General features: G+C 47.5%; 15 protein-coding genes and 14 tRNA genes. 28 read left to right on the top strand and 1 reads right to left on the bottom strand.

The features are described from left to right. The first annotated feature begins 34 nt into the window (after positions 1–34). The 26 genes from gatC (at position 35) to DEF30_RS00645 (ending at position 13,494) form a co-directional block, all read left to right on the top strand. Positions 35–334 (top strand): Asp-tRNA(Asn)/Glu-tRNA(Gln) amidotransferase subunit GatC, encoded by a 300-nt coding sequence (gatC, locus tag DEF30_RS00770; protein ID WP_031577468.1) that lies wholly within the window; start codon positions 35–37, stop codon positions 332–334. Next, positions 335–1,783, top strand: coding sequence for an Asp-tRNA(Asn)/Glu-tRNA(Gln) amidotransferase subunit GatA (gene gatA / locus DEF30_RS00765; RefSeq protein WP_294095232.1), 1,449 nt, complete (start codon positions 335–337; stop codon positions 1,781–1,783). Positions 1,784–1,793: 10 nt separating this feature from the next. Further along, positions 1,794–3,233 (top strand): Asp-tRNA(Asn)/Glu-tRNA(Gln) amidotransferase subunit GatB, encoded by a 1,440-nt coding sequence (gene gatB, locus DEF30_RS00760; protein ID WP_294095228.1) that lies wholly within the window; start codon positions 1,794–1,796, stop codon positions 3,231–3,233. A 120-nt stretch (positions 3,234–3,353) separates the two neighbouring features. Next, positions 3,354–4,337 carry an AIR synthase family protein gene (locus DEF30_RS00755; protein ID WP_294095225.1) on the top strand — a complete coding sequence of 328 codons (984 nt, stop codon included), beginning with the start codon at positions 3,354–3,356 and terminating at the stop codon, positions 4,335–4,337. Positions 4,338–4,357: 20 nt separating this feature from the next. After that, a complete protein-coding gene (gene rph / locus DEF30_RS00750) occupies positions 4,358–5,095 on the top strand; it encodes a ribonuclease PH (protein ID WP_294095223.1) in 738 nt (245 codons plus the stop codon). Beyond that, a complete protein-coding gene (gene rdgB, locus DEF30_RS00745; protein ID WP_294095220.1) occupies positions 5,092–5,715 on the top strand; it encodes an RdgB/HAM1 family non-canonical purine NTP pyrophosphatase in 624 nt (207 codons plus the stop codon). Before rph ends, rdgB begins: the two co-directional genes overlap by 4 nt. After that, positions 5,693–6,169, top strand: a complete 477-nt coding sequence (locus tag DEF30_RS00740) for a metallophosphoesterase (protein WP_294095218.1) — start codon at positions 5,693–5,695, stop codon at positions 6,167–6,169. The genes rdgB and DEF30_RS00740 overlap by 23 nt, the downstream gene beginning before the upstream one ends. Before the next feature lie 24 nt (positions 6,170–6,193). Further along, positions 6,194–6,880: a DUF6198 family protein gene (locus tag DEF30_RS00735; protein WP_294095215.1), complete on the top strand. Its 687-nt coding sequence runs from the start codon at positions 6,194–6,196 to the stop codon at positions 6,878–6,880. Between the two features lie 279 nt (positions 6,881–7,159). Then, positions 7,160–7,235, top strand: a tRNA-Pro gene (locus tag DEF30_RS00730). A 36-nt stretch (positions 7,236–7,271) separates the two neighbouring features. Continuing rightward, positions 7,272–7,348, top strand: a tRNA-Arg gene (locus DEF30_RS00725). Between the two features lie 4 nt (positions 7,349–7,352). After that, a tRNA-Gln gene (locus DEF30_RS00720) sits at positions 7,353–7,426 on the top strand. An 8-nt stretch (positions 7,427–7,434) separates the two neighbouring features. After that, positions 7,435–7,510, top strand: a tRNA-Lys gene (locus DEF30_RS00715). 5 nt (positions 7,511–7,515) lie between these two features. Beyond that, positions 7,516–7,589 (top strand) — tRNA-Gly (locus DEF30_RS00710). A gap of 17 nt (positions 7,590–7,606) precedes the next feature. After that, positions 7,607–7,682, top strand: a tRNA-Pro gene (locus DEF30_RS00705). 15 nt (positions 7,683–7,697) lie between these two features. Next, positions 7,698–7,772, top strand: a tRNA-Gly gene (locus DEF30_RS00700). A 4-nt stretch (positions 7,773–7,776) separates the two neighbouring features. Beyond that, positions 7,777–7,853, top strand: a tRNA-Arg gene (locus tag DEF30_RS00695). 5 nt (positions 7,854–7,858) lie between these two features. Continuing rightward, positions 7,859–7,934: transfer RNA gene (locus tag DEF30_RS00690), tRNA-His, on the top strand. Positions 7,935–7,945: 11 nt separating this feature from the next. Further along, a tRNA-Gln gene (locus DEF30_RS00685) sits at positions 7,946–8,020 on the top strand. A 17-nt stretch (positions 8,021–8,037) separates the two neighbouring features. Then, positions 8,038–8,122: transfer RNA gene (locus tag DEF30_RS00680), tRNA-Leu, on the top strand. A gap of 12 nt (positions 8,123–8,134) precedes the next feature. Then, positions 8,135–8,209, top strand: a tRNA-Gly gene (locus DEF30_RS00675). A 3-nt stretch (positions 8,210–8,212) separates the two neighbouring features. Then, positions 8,213–8,286 (top strand) — tRNA-Gly (locus DEF30_RS00670). A 45-nt stretch (positions 8,287–8,331) separates the two neighbouring features. Continuing rightward, positions 8,332–8,408 (top strand) — tRNA-Arg (locus DEF30_RS00665). Between the two features lie 258 nt (positions 8,409–8,666). Further along, complete coding sequence (locus tag DEF30_RS00660) at positions 8,667–9,890, top strand: dicarboxylate/amino acid:cation symporter (RefSeq protein ID WP_294095212.1); 1,224 nt, start codon at positions 8,667–8,669, stop codon at positions 9,888–9,890. A gap of 177 nt (positions 9,891–10,067) precedes the next feature. Beyond that, on the top strand, positions 10,068–11,264 hold the full coding sequence (locus DEF30_RS00655) for an FAD-dependent oxidoreductase (protein WP_294095210.1): 1,197 nt from the start codon (positions 10,068–10,070) through the stop codon (positions 11,262–11,264). A gap of 182 nt (positions 11,265–11,446) precedes the next feature. Continuing rightward, positions 11,447–12,253 carry a glutamate 5-kinase gene (gene proB / locus DEF30_RS00650; RefSeq protein WP_294095208.1) on the top strand — a complete coding sequence of 269 codons (807 nt, stop codon included), beginning with the start codon at positions 11,447–11,449 and terminating at the stop codon, positions 12,251–12,253. Then, positions 12,250–13,494, top strand: a complete 1,245-nt coding sequence (locus DEF30_RS00645; RefSeq protein ID WP_294095206.1) for a glutamate-5-semialdehyde dehydrogenase — start codon at positions 12,250–12,252, stop codon at positions 13,492–13,494. The genes proB and DEF30_RS00645 overlap by 4 nt, the downstream gene beginning before the upstream one ends. A gap of 74 nt (positions 13,495–13,568) precedes the next feature. Here DEF30_RS00645 and DEF30_RS00640 read toward each other — a convergent pair whose 3' ends face one another. Further along, positions 13,569–13,817 (bottom strand): hypothetical protein, encoded by a 249-nt coding sequence (locus tag DEF30_RS00640; protein ID WP_294095204.1) that lies wholly within the window; start codon positions 13,815–13,817, stop codon positions 13,569–13,571. 245 nt (positions 13,818–14,062) lie between these two features. Between DEF30_RS00640 and DEF30_RS00635 the strand changes: the two genes are divergently transcribed. Both DEF30_RS00635 and DEF30_RS00630 read left to right on the top strand, forming a co-directional pair. Further along, complete coding sequence (locus DEF30_RS00635) at positions 14,063–14,284, top strand: DUF1858 domain-containing protein (RefSeq protein ID WP_294095202.1); 222 nt, start codon at positions 14,063–14,065, stop codon at positions 14,282–14,284. Between the two features lie 21 nt (positions 14,285–14,305). Next, positions 14,306–15,547: a DUF438 domain-containing protein gene (locus DEF30_RS00630; protein WP_294095200.1), complete on the top strand. Its 1,242-nt coding sequence runs from the start codon at positions 14,306–14,308 to the stop codon at positions 15,545–15,547. Positions 15,548–15,661: the final 114 nt, after the last annotated feature.

The raw sequence follows: 15,661 nt of genomic DNA, 5'->3' as shown, positions 1-15,661 counted from the left end.
CATGATTATGGAAAGAATTTAATGGAGGTGCTCTATGTCAGTATCCAAAAAAGACGTGGATTATATTAAAGAGCTGGCTAGACTTCGGGTCAGTGAAGAGGAAGCAGAGGGACTTGTGAAAGATCTCAACAGCATCCTGAAATATGTGGACCAGCTGAATGAAGTAGATACCGATGCGGTGGAGATGCTGGTGAACCCACTGTATATTGAAAATGTTTATCGCGAAGATGTGGTGGAAAGCTCCCTCACTTCAGAAGATTTTCTAATGAATGCGCCGGAACGGGTGGAAGACTACCTGAAAGTGCCCAGTGTCATTGATCGGGAGGAAGCGTAGATGGAATTATACAGTCTAAAAGCCCATGAACTCAAAGAGCTTCTGAAAAAGGGCGAAGTGAACAGTGAAGAAATCGTAAAAAGTCATCTGGACAGAGTGGACCAGGTGGAGGATAAAGTGGGTGCTTTTCTTTATGTGGACCGGGAAGAAAGCATAAAGAGTGCCAGAGCCTTTGATGAAAAAGGAAACAAGAATGCCCTTCTAGGGGGAATCCCAGTGGGCATCAAAGACAACATCTCCGTGAAGGGTATGCAGAATACCTGTGCGTCAAAGTTCCTGGAAGGATACATTGCTCCTTATGATGCGACGGTGACCACCAAGCTGAAAGAGGAAGGTGCTGTGATCCTTGGAAAGCTCAACATGGACGAGTTTGCCATGGGCTCCTCCACGGAATACAGTGCGTACAAAATCACAAGAAATCCTCACGACCTGGAAAGAGTTCCAGGGGGATCCTCAGGCGGATCCGCTGCTTCTGTGGCTGCCATGGAAGTGCCCCTATCATTGGGCACAGATACAGGCGGTTCTGTAAGACAGCCGGCATCTTTCTGCGGGATTCTGGGCCTGAAGCCTACCTACGGCAATGTTTCAAGATATGGCGTCACCGCCTTCGGATCCACCCTGGATCAGGTGGGGACCTTTGCCCGGGATGTGAAGGACCTGGCGCTTCTCACCACAGCGGTGAGTGGCCATGACACCATGGACTTCACAACGAACAAAAGAGAAACCGTCAATCTTTATGAAGGTCTCAATAAAGACATCAGAGGAAAGAAAATTGCCATCGCCAAGGATTTTCTTGGAGAAGGTCTGGATGAGAAAGTCCGTAAAAACCTTATGGATACCATTGAAGTGCTGAAGGACCTGGGGGCAACAGTGGACTTCATTGACCTGAACCTGGCTCATTACTCCCTGGCTGTTTATTACATCGTTTCTTCTGCAGAAGCGTCCTCAAACCTGGCAAGATTCGATGGAGTGCGCTTTGGAAAGAGAGCAGAACATCTGGAGGATGTCATGGACCTATACGCCAAGTCCAGAAGTGAAGGCTTTGGTCCAGAAGTGAAAAGAAGAATCATGCTGGGGACCTATGTGCTGTCTGCTGGATACTATGATGCCTATTATGCCAAGGCACTGAAAGTGCGAAAGCTCATTCAGGAGGAGTACAGCAGCATCTTTAAGAACTATGATGCCATCATTTCTCCAACAACGCCTACTCCGGCTTTTAAGATTGGAGACAATAAAGAGGACATCCTTCAGATGTATCTCAATGACATCTATACCGTGCCTGTGAACATCGCCGGCATTCCTGCCCTTTCCATGCCTTCAGGTCATGTGGACGGGCTGCCGCTGGGACTTCAGATTATGGGAGACTATTTTAAGGAACAGGAAATCCTGAACATCGCCTATGCGGTGGAACAGGCACTGTCACTTACTTTGTCCCCAAAATCCCTTTAGGAGGTGCCACATGAAGCATTATGAAGCAGTCATCGGACTGGAAGTCCACGTAGAATTATCCACAAAAACCAAAGCTTTCTGCGGATGTACCACAGAGTATGGCGGAAAGCCCAATTCCCATGTTTGCCCAGTCTGTCTGGGGCTTCCTGGAGCGCTGCCAAGAATCAACCTGGAAGTGGTCAACAAAGCCATCAAAACAGGACTGGCGCTGAACTGCAGCATCCACAGGATGAACCGTTTTGACCGGAAGAATTATTTTTATCCCGATGCGCCTAAAAACTATCAGATCACACAGAATGATTTCCCCATCTGTTATGAGGGATATATTGACGTGGAAACAGAAGAGGGTGGCAAAAAGAGGATCGGTATTGAGAGAATCCACATGGAAGAAGATGCAGGAAAGCAGCTCCATTCCAAAAATGGCACACTGGTGGACTTCAACCGCTCCGGTGTTCCACTGATTGAAATCGTGTCGAAGCCTGATTTAAGAACCCCGGAAGAGGCGACCCAGTACCTGACAAAGCTGCGGTCCATCCTTTTCTCCTTAGGTGTTTCAGACGTGAAGATGGAGGAAGGATCTTTGCGCTGTGATGGCAACATCTCCATCCGTGAAAAGGGAACAGAAGCCTTTGGGGTGAAGTCGGAAATCAAGAACATGAACTCCTTCAAAGCACTGGAGAAAGCGCTTCGCTATGAGTTTGACCGACAGGTGAAGGCTTTGGCAGAAGGAGAAACCTTAAGAGTGGAAACAAGAAGGTGGGATGAGGCCGAGGAGAAGACAGTGGTCATGCGTTCCAAAGAAATGGCCAATGACTACCGCTACTTCCCGGAAGGGGACCTGGTCACCTTACAGATCAGTGAGGAATGGATTGAAGGAATAAGGGCCAGCATCAAAGAGCTGCCCCATGAGAAGGAAGAACGCTTCGTGGCAGAGTACGGCATTCCAAAGTATGATGCCATGGTGCTGACCTTGGAAGAAAGTCTTGCGGACTTCTTTGATGAGACTGCAAAAATTTCCAAGGATCCCAAAGGGGCGTCCAACTGGCTCATGGGAGACATCTCAAGGCTCATGAATGAAAAGGACATCCTGGCGAAGGACCTTCCTTTCACGCCAAAAGATCTCAGCGATCTTCTCCTGCTGATTAAAGAAGGAACCATCTCCACAGCCATTGCGAAAAAAGTGGTGGAGCTCATGATGAGTGAAGGAAAGAACCCCAAGGTCCTAGTGGAGGAGCATGGCCTCGTACAGAACAGTGATGAGGGCTATATTCTCGACGAAGTGAAGAAAGTGCTGGATGCCCATCCCAACGTGGTGGAAGACTACAGAAACGGCAAGACCAAAATCATGGGCTTTGCTGTGGGTCAGACCATGAAGGCCACCAAAGGAAAGGCAAATCCTGCCATCATTAATAAACTGGTGAAAGAAGAGCTGGACAGAAGAATACAGTAAAGTGGAAGCAGCCTGGGGAAGCCCAGGCTCTTTGACGTGTTATGATTCTTTTCTCTTTCTTTCTCACTGTGATAAAATGAAAAGAGATTTGTAAAACTATGGAAAGTTTGGTGGATATAGATGAACACTGGAAAACTCAACTGGGATGTGCTGAAGAAGCTCCTTCATGAGAATCAGGGAGCGGTCCGTAAGGAAGTAGAGAAAGGCGGAAGCGTTGGAGAAGACTGCGCTGTGGTTTCCTTGGAAGCAGGAAGGCTCATTCTGTCTACAGATCCTGTGACGGCGGCTTCAGAGAACATCGGGCACATTGCCTACCATATCAATATCAATGACATTGCCACCACCGGAGCGAAGCCTCTGGGCATCATGGTGACCATCCTTGCACCACCCAGCGCAGAGATTTCCGATATCGAAACCGTTATGAGAGAGATTTCGGAAGAAGCCAAGAAGCATCAGGTGATGATCCTTGGAGGTCATACTGAAGTGACGGATGCTGTGAACCGCATGGTGGTATCGGTCACTGCCCTGGGTACCATGAGCCGCTCAGAAAAAGTGACTTGGACCAGTGGAGCGAAAGAGGGAGACAAAATCCTTGTGACCAAAACCTTAGGACTGGAAGGTACATCCATCCTGGTGTCAGATTTCAAGAAGCAGGCATTGGAGGTTCTTACAGAGGATGAATATGAGGAAGCTAGAAGCTATGCACACGCTTTATCTGTACTGCCAGAGGGAAGCATCATGGGAAAAGCTGCCTCTTCCATGCATGATATTACAGAAGGCGGAGTTCTGGGCGCCCTGTGGGAAGTGAAGGAAGCATCGGGAAAAGGCTTTCGGGTGTTTGAGGAGCTCTTGCCTTTAACAGAGGTGACGAAGAAGCTTTGTGCCCGTTTTTCCTTGGATCCCTTAAGGCTTATTTCCTCCGGCAGCATGCTGATTACCGTGGAGGATGAGAAAAAAGCGCTGAGCCTCCTGGCACAGGAAGGAATTAAAGCTGCAGTCATTGGAGAAATCACAGAAGAAGGAGCATCTCTTGTGTCAGGCGATGTAGAGCACCAGGTGGAGGCACCCCTTCGGGATGAGATTTACAAGATGTATGATAAATAACTGAGATAGGAGAATGAACAATGAGATTTGATGGAAGAAAGAGTGACGAAACAAGGCAGATAAAGATGACCCGAGGCTTCACCAAGCATGCCCAGGGGTCTGTACTGATCGAAATGGGAGATACCAAAGTGCTCTGCACCGCCATGGTGGAAGAGAAGGTGCCCATGTTTCTGAAGGGGTCAGGAAAAGGATGGGTCACAGCGGAGTATGCGATGCTTCCAAGTTCCACCCAGACAAGAAAAAACAGAGACATTGCAAAGCTTCGCCTGGATGGCAGAAGCACCGAGATCCAGAGACTCATTGGCCGCTCCCTGCGATCGGTGATGAATCTGGAAGCCTTAGGAGAAAGAACCGTCTGGATTGACTGTGATGTGATCCAGGCAGATGGTGGAACCAGATGCGCCTCCATCACAGGTGCTTTTGTGGCTCTGGTGGACGCACTGAATGCTGTCGATAAGGTAACGCCTTTTGAGACGTACCCTTTGCAGGGGATGGTTTCTGCCGTTAGTGTAGGCATCCACGAGGAGGGAGCGATACTGGACCTCAACTATGTGGAGGATTCCAGCTGTATGGTGGATATGAATGTCATCATGAACCATAAAGGAGAATACATTGAGCTGCAGGGGACAGGAGAAGAACGTCCTTTCACCGCCAAAGAACTCACAGAGCTTCTGGCTCTCGGAGAAAAAGGCAACAAGGATCTCCAGAACTACGTGAAAGAGACCCTTGGCAGCGATTTAGGGAGGATAGAATTTTGAAGACACTGATTATTGCAAGCAATAATGCACATAAAATTGAGGAAATCAAAGATATTCTGAAGGAGTTTCCACTGAGGATCATCAGCCAGAGCGAAGCTGGGATCCACATGGATGTGGTGGAGGATAAAGATACTTTTCTGGGCAATGCCCATAAAAAAGCCTTTGAGCTTTACGAGGCCCTAAGTGAAGAGGACAAGGCAGAGTCCTTTGTGCTGTCTGATGACTCCGGCCTGGCCGTGGATCATCTCGGTGGCGCACCAGGGGTCTATTCTGCGCGGTATGCCGGGGAAGGGCATAATGACGCGGAGAACAATGAGAAGCTTCTGAGAGAGCTTTCCTCTGTGAAGGAAGAAGACAGAACGGCACAGTTTGTGTCTGCCATTGTATTTCTAGGAAATGAGGTGGACATCCGGGTGGAGGGGTACGCAAAAGGAAGAATCCTTGAGAAGCTGACTGGAAGCGGCGGATTTGGCTATGATCCTCTGTTTTATTCCTTTGACCTTCATAAAACCTTTGGGGAGGCTTCCTCAGAGGAAAAGAATGCAGTGTCCCACCGGGCCAATGCCCTGATGAAACTGAAGGAGGAGCTGAGAAAGATTGAAGATCGCTTTGGTGTCTGATACCCACCATATCCTGTCTTCTGTAGAAAAAGCCTGCAGAATCATCGAGAAGGAGAAACCGGATCTCATCATCCATCTGGGGGATGTGATGGACGATGCGGAGGTCATGGAAGCCATCCTGGAGAGGGAAGTGAGACGGGTTCCAGGAAACTGTGACTATAGTGTCCACGAACCCCAGGAACTTCTCATAAAAACAGAGCATCTGACGCTTCTTGCGGTCCATGGGCACGCTCAAGGGGTAAAAAGCACCTTAGGACTTCTTGCCCGTCATGCCAAAGAAAAAGGCGCACAGGTGGCTTTTTACGGCCATACGCACATTGCGGACGAGAGTGTCGTGGATGGGGTGACCCTTCTTAATCCCGGCAGCGCAGCTTTGCCGAAAAGAGGACAGAAGCCAAGTCTTGCCATGGTGACGGTGGGCACATCGGCTTCATTCAAGCTCATTCATCTGTAAAAAAAGTAGAAGTTGGGGGAAATCATGCTGAAAAAAATCGGACTATATGTCCTGGGTCTTTTTATTCTTGCTCTTGGGGTATCCATTTCTGTGAAATCAAATCTGGGCGTCTCGCCCGTGAGCTCTCTGGCTTACGTGCTGAGCCTGATATTTCCAGTGAAGATGGGATATTTCACCATGGGGGTGTTCATTTCCTTTATTCTGGTGCAGTTTCTTCTTTTGGGAAAAGAGTTTAAGATTCTCTCTTCTCTTCAGGTGCTGTGCTCCGTTTTATTCGGATATTTCGTCAATTTTTCCAATGCGCTGCTCTTTTCTATAGAGGTGCCGTCAAACCTGCCTGTGAGGCTCTTTTTGGCGGTGCTGAGCGCTGCGGTATGCGGTCTTGGTATATTTCTTTATGTAGGGGCCCGGGTGATGCCGCTGCCGGCTGAAGGCCTCACAGAGGTGATCTCTGTGAAAGTAAAGAAGCCTTTTTCCAAAGTGAAAGTATTTTTTGATCTCACCATGCTCGCTGTCAGTGTTCTTTTTTCAGTGTTTTTTCTTGGCAGTATCAAAGGGATTGGTCTTGGTACGCTTATTTCAGCGCTTCTCATTGGGAAATTTGTCGGTGTTTTTTCAGCATTTCTGAAAGAACCTTTGGCCTTGTTTCTGAAGAACAAAGAGCAGCTGATCACAGCGGTGCCACAAGAAAAGGTGGATGGAAATTCCTAGGTTTCTGGGAATTTTCTTTTTTTTGGCCTTTTCAACTTCAGGAAGTTGGGTTATAATCATAATTGACTCCTGAAGAGCGGAATGAGAAAAATCAGCCATCAGGTAGCTCAAAGTGTCTTAAGGCATGAGTCCTTTAAAAAAAATGTTCGTGTTTTTAGATTGAGTCCTAAGGAGTTTAGCCTCCCGGGTAAAAATCTTCAAAAAATCTTCCAAGTTAGCTATTGACGGGCCCCGGATTTTAGTATAGAATCATTATTGTCGTCGAAAACAGATGACTGACGGGGTGTAGCGCAGATGGGAGCGCGCGTGCTTTGGGAGCATGAGGTCGCAGGTTCAATCCCTGTCACCCCGACCATTTTATCGGGGGCATAGTCCTAAGGTAAAAGGATATGCGTCTTTAGCTCAGCTGGATAGAGCAACGCCCTTCTAAGGCGTGGGCCAGGAGTTCGAATCTCTTAAGACGCACCATTAATGGGATATCGCCAAGTGGTAAGGCTCCAGACTCTGACTCTGGCATCGTTGGTTCGAATCCAGCTATCCCAGCCATTTCTTATGATCCACTAGCTCAGTCGGTAGAGCACATGACTTTTAATCATGGTGTCCGGGGTTCGATTCCCCGGTGGATCACCATCTATGCGGGTGTAGTTCAATGGTAGAATTCCAGCCTTCCAAGCTGGTCGTGAGGGTTCGATTCCCTTCACCCGCTCCATTTTAACCAAATACCTTCGGGGTGTAGCGCAGCTGGGAGCGCGCGTGCTTTGGGAGCATGAGGTCGCAGGTTCAATCCCTGTCACCCCGACCATTAATTTTAAAATACGCGGGAGTGGCTCAGTGGTAGAGCGTCACCTTGCCAAGGTGAATGTCGCGAGTTCGAATCTCGTCTTCCGCTCCATTTTGCGTCTTTAGCTCAGCTGGATAGAGCAACGCCCTTCTAAGGCGTGGGCCAGGAGTTCGAATCTCTTAAGACGCACCATTATGGTGGACGTAGTTCAGTTGGTAGAGCGCCAGATTGTGATTCTGGTTGTCGTGGGTTCGAGTCCCATCGTTCACCCCATTTTTATCTAGTGGGATATCGCCAAGTGGTAAGGCACCAGACTTTGACTCTGGCATTCGTTGGTTCGAATCCAGCTATCCCAGCCATTCAGAACAATAATAATGCAGATGTGGCGAAATTGGCAGACGCACTAGACTTAGGATCTAGCGCCGAGAGGCGTGGGGGTTCGACTCCCTTCATCTGCACCAAAAACTCTTTATGCGGGAGTGGCTCAGTGGTAGAGCGTCACCTTGCCAAGGTGAACGTCGCGAGTTCGAATCTCGTCTTCCGCTCCACTTGCGGGTGTAGTTCAATGGTAGAATTCCAGCCTTCCAAGCTGGTCGTGAGGGTTCGATTCCCTTCACCCGCTCCACTAAAACCTGCCTAATGGCAGGTTTTTTTCAAAAGATACTCTTTTGCCTCATTAGCTCAGTTGGATAGAGTAGTGGTCTTCGAAACCATTGGTCGGGCGTTCGAGTCGCTCATGGGGCACCAAAACAAAGTCTTTTGGCAGATACAGAAATGTGCTGCAGAAAGGCTTTTTTTTGTTGCCTTTTTTTGCTTGATTCAGTCCGTGGAAAATACTTTAAAAATATTTCTAAATTGTAAACGAAAACATGGATTTCTCCTATTGCCTTCCTTCCGATGCGATAGTATAATCAAAACATTCTCGTGTTACGGACAACTGTCTTTAACGGAAGAACAAATGAAAAATGTTTCTGTGTGTGCAGAAAAAGAGCAGGGGGAACTGTTATGAAGAAAAAGAAACTGGGACTCGTCCCGAAACTGATCATTGCTATTGTTCTGGGTATTCTTGTGGGGCAGATGAGATTCCTTCCAGAAGGAGTATTGAGGCTTCCTGTCACCTTTTCCAGTATTTTCTCCACCTTCCTTTCCTTTATCATTCCACTGATGATTCTGGGCTTTGTGGTTGTGGGGATCTCGGACCTGACGGAAGGAGCAGGAAAGCTCCTGGGCATGACAACGGTCCTGGCCTATGGTTCGACGCTTGCAGCTGGAATCCTTTCCTATCTTATGGCGTCGGCTTTCTTTCCCTCTTTTATCGGAGAATCTCTGGTGGAGAAGATCAGCGGTTCCAGTGAAGGCCTCAGCACGTTATTTTCCATTCCGCTGTCACCACTTTTAGATGTAACAGGAGCCATCGTGTTCTCCTTCGTCATGGGAGTGGGGATATCGGCTTTGAAATCCAAGGGAAGCGGAAAGTATCTTTATGGATTCTTTAAAGAATTTTCGGAGATCATCTCCAACGTACTGTCCAAGGTCATCATCCCGCTTCTACCGGTGTATATTTTCGGAAACTTTCTGAATCTCAGCTATTCAGGGTCCGTTTTCTCCATTCTGTCCATTTTCTGGAAGGTATTTCTCCTCATCATCGCGCTGCACCTTCTCTATGTAGGATTCCTGTTCTTTGTGGCAGGCGGTGTTTCTGGGAAGAATCCATGGATGCTTCTGAAGAATCAGATTCCAGGCTACGTGACAGCGGTGGGGACTCAGTCCAGTGCAGCCACCATTCCGGTGAATGTGGAGTGTGCGCGAAAAAATGGTGTGTCTAAAGAAATCAGGGAGTTCGTGGTGCCTCTTTGTGCCACAATACATCTGGCTGGCAGCATCATCACCATCACCAGCTGTGTCACAGCGGTGCTTCTTATCTATGATCTGCCCCATGGAATCTCTCTCATGGCCACTTTCATTGCCACCCTTGGAGTAGCCATGGTGGCAGCACCCGGAGCCCCTGGTGGAGCCATCATGAGTGCACTGCCGTTTCTGACCTTGGTGGGCATCGATCCCACAGGAACCATGGGACAGCTTCTCATCACCCTTTATCTCACCCAGGACAGCTTCGGCACAGCCGCTAATGTTTCCGGTGACAATGCTCTGGCTATCCTTGTGGAAACCTTCCATAAGAAGAGCCTTCTGAAGGAAGGAAAGATCGTAAGTGAAGTAGAAGCAGTATAGAATGACAGCACAAGAAAGAGAAGCTTCCAGGATGAAGCTTCTCTTTCTTGACGATTGGAGAATTCTTCTGGGTGGGTCTCATCTTTTCTGGTGTTCAAAGATGTTTCAAACTATGTTCACTTGCCACCTGTATGGCAGAAGGGTAGCATAGTAAGAAAAGTGCTGAAGGAGGACCCTATGAAGGAACTGATCTATGGAGATACCCACTGGGATGAAAGAAAAAGAAGGTTCCACTTTGAAAAGGTGGAAAAAGACTTGGAGGCGGATGTGCTGATCATTGGCGGGGGCATGTCAGGAACCCTTACAGCTTATGTGCTTTCTAAAGAAACAGACCGTAAAATCACGGTCATAGACGGCAAAGACATTGCTACAGGAAGCAGCAGAGCCAACACGGGACTTCTGCAAGTGTCCAGTGATACCATGCTTAGTGAGTTCATAGAAACCATTGGTGAAGAAAAAGCCAGAGGGTTTTACCGGATGTGCCAGGAAGCCATGACGGATCTTCACAGAATCCGGGAAATCTTTCCAGAATGCTCTTTAAGGGAAAGGCAAAGCCTCTATATGGCTACGGAAAAAGACCATGAGGAAAAGCTCAGAAAAGAATATGAGGCACTGAAAGGTCAGGGAATGCGCCTTCGGTATCTTTCCAGGGAAGAAGCCAGGAAAGAGTATGATATAGACTGCTACAGCGCCTTGCTCATAGATGGAGATGCAGATGTGGATCCGGTGAAATTCATCGAAACCCTCACCAGAGAGAATGCGGAAAAAGGAGTACAGTATTATGAGGATACAGAAGTGGATCTTTCCTCTGTGAAGGAGCAGGAAATCTTCACCAAAGACGGCCATAAGATCCATTTCCAGGAAGTGGTCTTTGCCACAGGGTATGCCTATGTGTATCCCTTCCTAAAAGACAATATAGAAATTGGAAGAACCTATGCCCTGGTGACGGAAAAGCACCAAGGAAGCCCCTGGAAAGATGAGGTCATGATCTGGGAAACACGGGAGCCGTATCTATATCTTCGAACCACCCAAGATGGAAGGATTGTAGCGGGAGGACTGGATGAAGAAGTGAGCCATGTGGAAAAAGAGGAGAAGAAACTGAAAGAGAAGGAAGCGGAGCTTAAAGCTTCCTGCGAGAAGCTTCTGTTTCATGAACTGCCCTTAAAGGCGGTGCATTTTTACAATGCGCTCTTTGGCAGCGTCAAAGACGGGCTGCCCCTCATCGGGAGAGAACCTGGCAGAGAAAACCGCTATTATCTTCTTGGGTATGAGGGGAATGGCACGTGCTACAGTATGGCGGGCGCAAAAATCATAAAAGATCTTCTCCTGGGCAGAGAAAATCCCTATGCGCATATCGTCAGACTGGACCGGTAAGGGGCTCTCTTCTTCCTAAGGATATGACCTGCTTTTTCCCTTTTCCTTGCAAGAATAGTGATGGGTATCGTTTACGGGTGAAGGAATGGCAATCTCATGCTGCAGTCATTGAATTTCGGGTGTGGGAAGGATAAAATGAAGAAATATGAACAGGCATAAATTGCGAATAATGAGGGAATGATATGATAAAAGAACGTGAAATCATGAAAGAGGTCAAAAGAGTGGTCATCAAGGTGGGCACATCCACCATTGCTCATGCAGGGGGACTCATTAATATCTATAGAATGGAGCATCTGGCCAGGATGATTTCTGATCTGAAAAACAGGGGCTATGAAGTGGTGCTTGTGTCTTCCGGCGCCATTGGTGTAGGGGCTCAGAGAATGCATCTGAAAGAGCGTCCCAGAGACATTGAAGGAAAACAGGCAGCCGCTGCTGTGGGGCAGGTGGTGCTCATGAATATGTACCAGAAGTTTTTCCAGGAATACAATTATCAGGTGGCTCAGATCCTTGTGACAAAGCAGGTGGAAACAGACAAATTCATGAAGTTCAATGCGAAGAACACCATGAAAGAACTTTTGAGAAACGGCATAGTCCCCATCGTCAATGAAAATGACACCATCTCCACCGATGAGATCATCTTTGGTGACAATGACACGCTGTCTGCTGTGGTGGCTTCTCTTGTGGATGCCGATCTTCTCATTCTTCTTTCGGACATTGATGGACTGTACACCGATGACCCCAGGAAGAATCCGGAAGCGAAGCTCATGAGCCTGGTGGAAAGGATCGATGACTATGTGGAGTCCATCGCCAAAGATTCATCCACAAAGCTTGGCACGGGTGGCATGATCACAAAGATTAAGGCAGCCAAGTATGCCACAAAAAGAGGCATCCATGTGGTGCTGGCCAACGGTGCAGGAAATGAGACCGTGGAAGAGATCCTCATGGGGAAAGAAATCGGCACACTGTTTTTGGGAGGAAAGAAGAAATGACCATGATAGAGATTGGCAGAGAAGCGAAAAAAGCCGCCAGAGAACTGGCAAGGCTCTCAACAAAAGAAAAGAACGAACTTCTGGTTGCTTTGGCAGAAGAGCTGAAAGTGAAAGAAGAAGAAATACTACAGGCCAATGAGGAAGATCTTAGAAGAGGAAGAGAGGGAAATCTTTCGGAAGCCCTTCTGGACCGGCTTCTTCTGAATCCGAAGAGAATCGACAGCATGGTGGAGGGGATCTTATCGATCCGCACCATGGAAGACCCCATCGGAAAGGTGCTGTCCATGAAGACCTTGGAAAATGGTCTTCAGATTGGGAAAAAGACCGTCCCTTTGGGCGTGGTGGGAATCATCTATGAGTCCAGACCCAATGTGACCATCGATACCGCAGCTCTTTGTCTCAAGTCCTCCAACGCACTGATTTTAAGGGGAGGCAAAGAGGCCATCTCCTCCAATAAGGCACTGGTTTCGGTGATTCAGACCGCTCTTGTGAAGAAGGGACTGAATCCTCACATGGTGCAGCTCATCGAAGATCTTTCCTATGAGACCGCAGGAGAGTTCATGAGAATGAATGAGTATTTGGATGTGCTGATTCCAAGAGGGTCTGCAAGACTTATTCAAAGAGTGGTGAAAGAATCCACGGTTCCTGTCATTGAAACCGGGGTGGGCAACTGTCACGTCTATGTGGATGAAAGCGCCGATGAAAAGATGGCTCTTTCCATCATCGAGAATGCGAAAACCCAGAGAACCGGAGTCTGTAATGCCATGGAGTCTCTATTGGTTCATGAAGCCATAGTAGAGAGCTTTTTGCCGAAGCTTGAAAAACTCACCAAGGAACATGGTGTGAGAGTCATGGCCGATGAGAAGGCAAGAGGAGTGATCGCTTCCTTTAACGAAGCCACAGAAGAAGATTATGCTGCGGAGTATCTGGACCTTGCATTTTCCCTGAAGACTGTTGGAAGTCTGGAAGAAGCCATGGAACACATTGCAAAATACGGTACGGGACATTCCGAGGCCATCATCACTGAAAATTATGGACATGCGATGACCTTCCTCAATGAAGTGGATGCGGCGGCGGTCTATGTCAATGCCTCCACCCGGTTCACCGACGGACAGGCCATGGGGATGGGCGCTGAAATGGGCATCTCCACCCAGAAGCTTCACGCGAGAGGTCCTGTGGGTCTGGCAGAGCTCACCTCAACCAAATACATCATCTTTGGCCAGGGACAGATCCGTCCATAAGAAATAAAAAAAAGTGAAAGCTTCCATCGCCTGGGTTCCAGCTGTGAACCCGGCGTGTGGAAGCTTTTATATTGTTAGGAAGGAATGGATTTTAGTTTCGTATATTCCTGATCCTTCAGAAGGCGCCGTGCGGATTCTCTCAAGTAGTCAGAATGGGGAAGTTTCCCTTTCTCCAGAAGTTTAATGAGGCGGATGGCTCCATTCAAGGAAGAAAGATGGGAGTGCTGGCTGTAGTTAGTGGTATTCTTTCGCACAACGACATAGGAAGATTTTCCGATTTGGAGAACCTTGAATTTCTTGTGGTAGAATACGACTCTAGACATATCAGATCCCTCCTAAAAATTCACAATATTCTTTCTATACTTCTATTATAATGGAGAAGCTAATATTTTTGGTTAAGAAAAGGTGAAATCTTCCTTTGATGAAAAAGGACTTTATTAAATCTGAGTAAAATGGTATGATTTATTTGTCCTGTGAAAGAAAAGTTGAAGAAATTTGATTCAGGTCAAAGTTTTAGCAAGGACTATCCATTTATAATGGAAACATCAAGTGAAGGGAGTGAAGAGGTTTGACCATACAGATGCAGGATACGGTAGAGGAAATTGTGGGGAAATGCCCCGGAGCTGTGGAAGTTCTGAAGTCGCTGGGATTTGACCAGATTACGAACCCCATCATGCTGAAGACCATGGGAAAAATCATGACACTGCCGAAGGTTTCCAGAGCAAAGAATGTACCGCTGGAAACCATCATCGATGCCTTTTCAAAAAGTGGCATCACCATCCTAGAGTAAGAATGGAAAGTGGAGGGAAAAATGAGCAACGTAATCAACAACCGTGAACTGAATGAGACCAACAAAAATAAAAGACAGGAACTTCTGAAAGGAATGATCCTGAAGCTTCATGATGGCGTAGATCCTGAAGAAGTGAAAAAAGAATTCCGAGCAAACTTCACAGGAGTCTCCTCCTTTGAAATCACTCAGATGGAACAGGGACTGGTAGAGGAAGGCATGCCGGTGGAAGAGATCCAGAGACTTTGTGATGTCCATGCGGACATTTTCAAAGGTTCTGTGGATGAAGTCCATACCAGAAGCAAGGAAGAAGAAAGCATTGGTCATCCCGTGAGAGTCATAAGAGAGGAAAACTATGCCCTGACCAGTCTTCTGGAAGAGGATCTGGAGCCCAAGATGGAAGCCTTTATCAACCATCCGGAAGCGCCTATCAAGAATCTTCTTCTTCAGGACATCAATCTTCTCTGGGATATTGACAAACACTACTCCAGAAAAGAGAATGTGATCTTCCCTTATATGGAAAAGTACGGCATGAGCGCACCACCCAAGGTCATGTGGGGCGTGGATGATGAGATCCGACTTGCCATCAAAGAAATGAAGCAGATGGTCATCGATGAGAACAGAGAAGCGCTGAAAACCCATGCGCCAGCGACCCTCACCAAAATCAAGGAAATGATCTTTAAAGAAGAGCAGATCCTTATTCCCATGATTCTGGAAGTCTTCACAGAAGATGAGTGGCTGGAGATTGCTGAAGACAGCGAAGAAATCGGCTACTGCATCGTATCCCCTGAAGGAAAATGGGCACCGAACAGAGTTTCTTTCATTGGCGGTTCCAAGAAGAAGGAAGAGAATGCACCCGATGGAAATGTGCGGTTCGGTGTGGGCTATCTTTCTGTGAAAGAACTGGAAAAAATCATGAATACTCTGCCTGTGGACATCACTTTTATTGATGAGAAGGACACCGTGAAATACTTCAATCTGGCCAAAGAAAGAATCTTTGCAAGAACCAAGTCCGTCATCGGACGCACGGTTCAGAACTGTCATCCACCCCAAAGTGTGGGCACGGTGGAGAAGCTCCTGGCGGACTTCAAAGCAGGTGTGAAGGATGAGGAAAGTTTTTGGATCAATTCCCGTGGCATGTTCATTCTCATCACCTACTATGCGGTGAGAGATGAGAAAGGAAAGTACATGGGCACCCTGGAAGTGACACAGAATGTCAAAGGCATCCGTGAGCTCGAGGGAGAAAAGAGAATACTCGCAGACTAGGCCTATACGTAGTCTCTGGTATATATACGAACACCAAGCACATACCCCCTTAATACCAAACAAACAAACAAATACGGAAACTGCACGCCGGGTGATATGCTCCCCTTATAGTAG

Source organism: Proteiniclasticum sp., from assembly GCF_003514505.1.
Taxonomy (GTDB): Bacteria; Bacillota; Clostridia; order Clostridiales; family Clostridiaceae; genus Proteiniclasticum.
This window is presented reverse-complemented; position numbering and strand designations above follow the sequence as displayed.

Coding starts and splice junctions, on each gene's coding strand:
- gatC (WP_031577468.1), top strand. CDS start 35: ATGTCAGTATCCAAAAAAGACGTGGATTATATTAAAGAGCTGGCTAGA.
- gatA (WP_294095232.1), top strand. CDS start 335: ATGGAATTATACAGTCTAAAAGCCCATGAACTCAAAGAGCTTCTGAAA.
- gatB (WP_294095228.1), top strand. CDS start 1,794: ATGAAGCATTATGAAGCAGTCATCGGACTGGAAGTCCACGTAGAATTA.
- DEF30_RS00755 (WP_294095225.1), top strand. CDS start 3,354: ATGAACACTGGAAAACTCAACTGGGATGTGCTGAAGAAGCTCCTTCAT.
- rph (WP_294095223.1), top strand. CDS start 4,358: ATGAGATTTGATGGAAGAAAGAGTGACGAAACAAGGCAGATAAAGATG.
- DEF30_RS00735 (WP_294095215.1), top strand. CDS start 6,194: ATGCTGAAAAAAATCGGACTATATGTCCTGGGTCTTTTTATTCTTGCT.
- DEF30_RS00660 (WP_294095212.1), top strand. CDS start 8,667: ATGAAGAAAAAGAAACTGGGACTCGTCCCGAAACTGATCATTGCTATT.
- DEF30_RS00655 (WP_294095210.1), top strand. CDS start 10,068: ATGAAGGAACTGATCTATGGAGATACCCACTGGGATGAAAGAAAAAGA.
- proB (WP_294095208.1), top strand. CDS start 11,447: ATGATAAAAGAACGTGAAATCATGAAAGAGGTCAAAAGAGTGGTCATC.
- DEF30_RS00645 (WP_294095206.1), top strand. CDS start 12,250: ATGACCATGATAGAGATTGGCAGAGAAGCGAAAAAAGCCGCCAGAGAA.
- DEF30_RS00640 (WP_294095204.1), bottom strand. CDS start 13,817: ATGTCTAGAGTCGTATTCTACCACAAGAAATTCAAGGTTCTCCAAATC.
- DEF30_RS00630 (WP_294095200.1), top strand. CDS start 14,306: ATGAGCAACGTAATCAACAACCGTGAACTGAATGAGACCAACAAAAAT.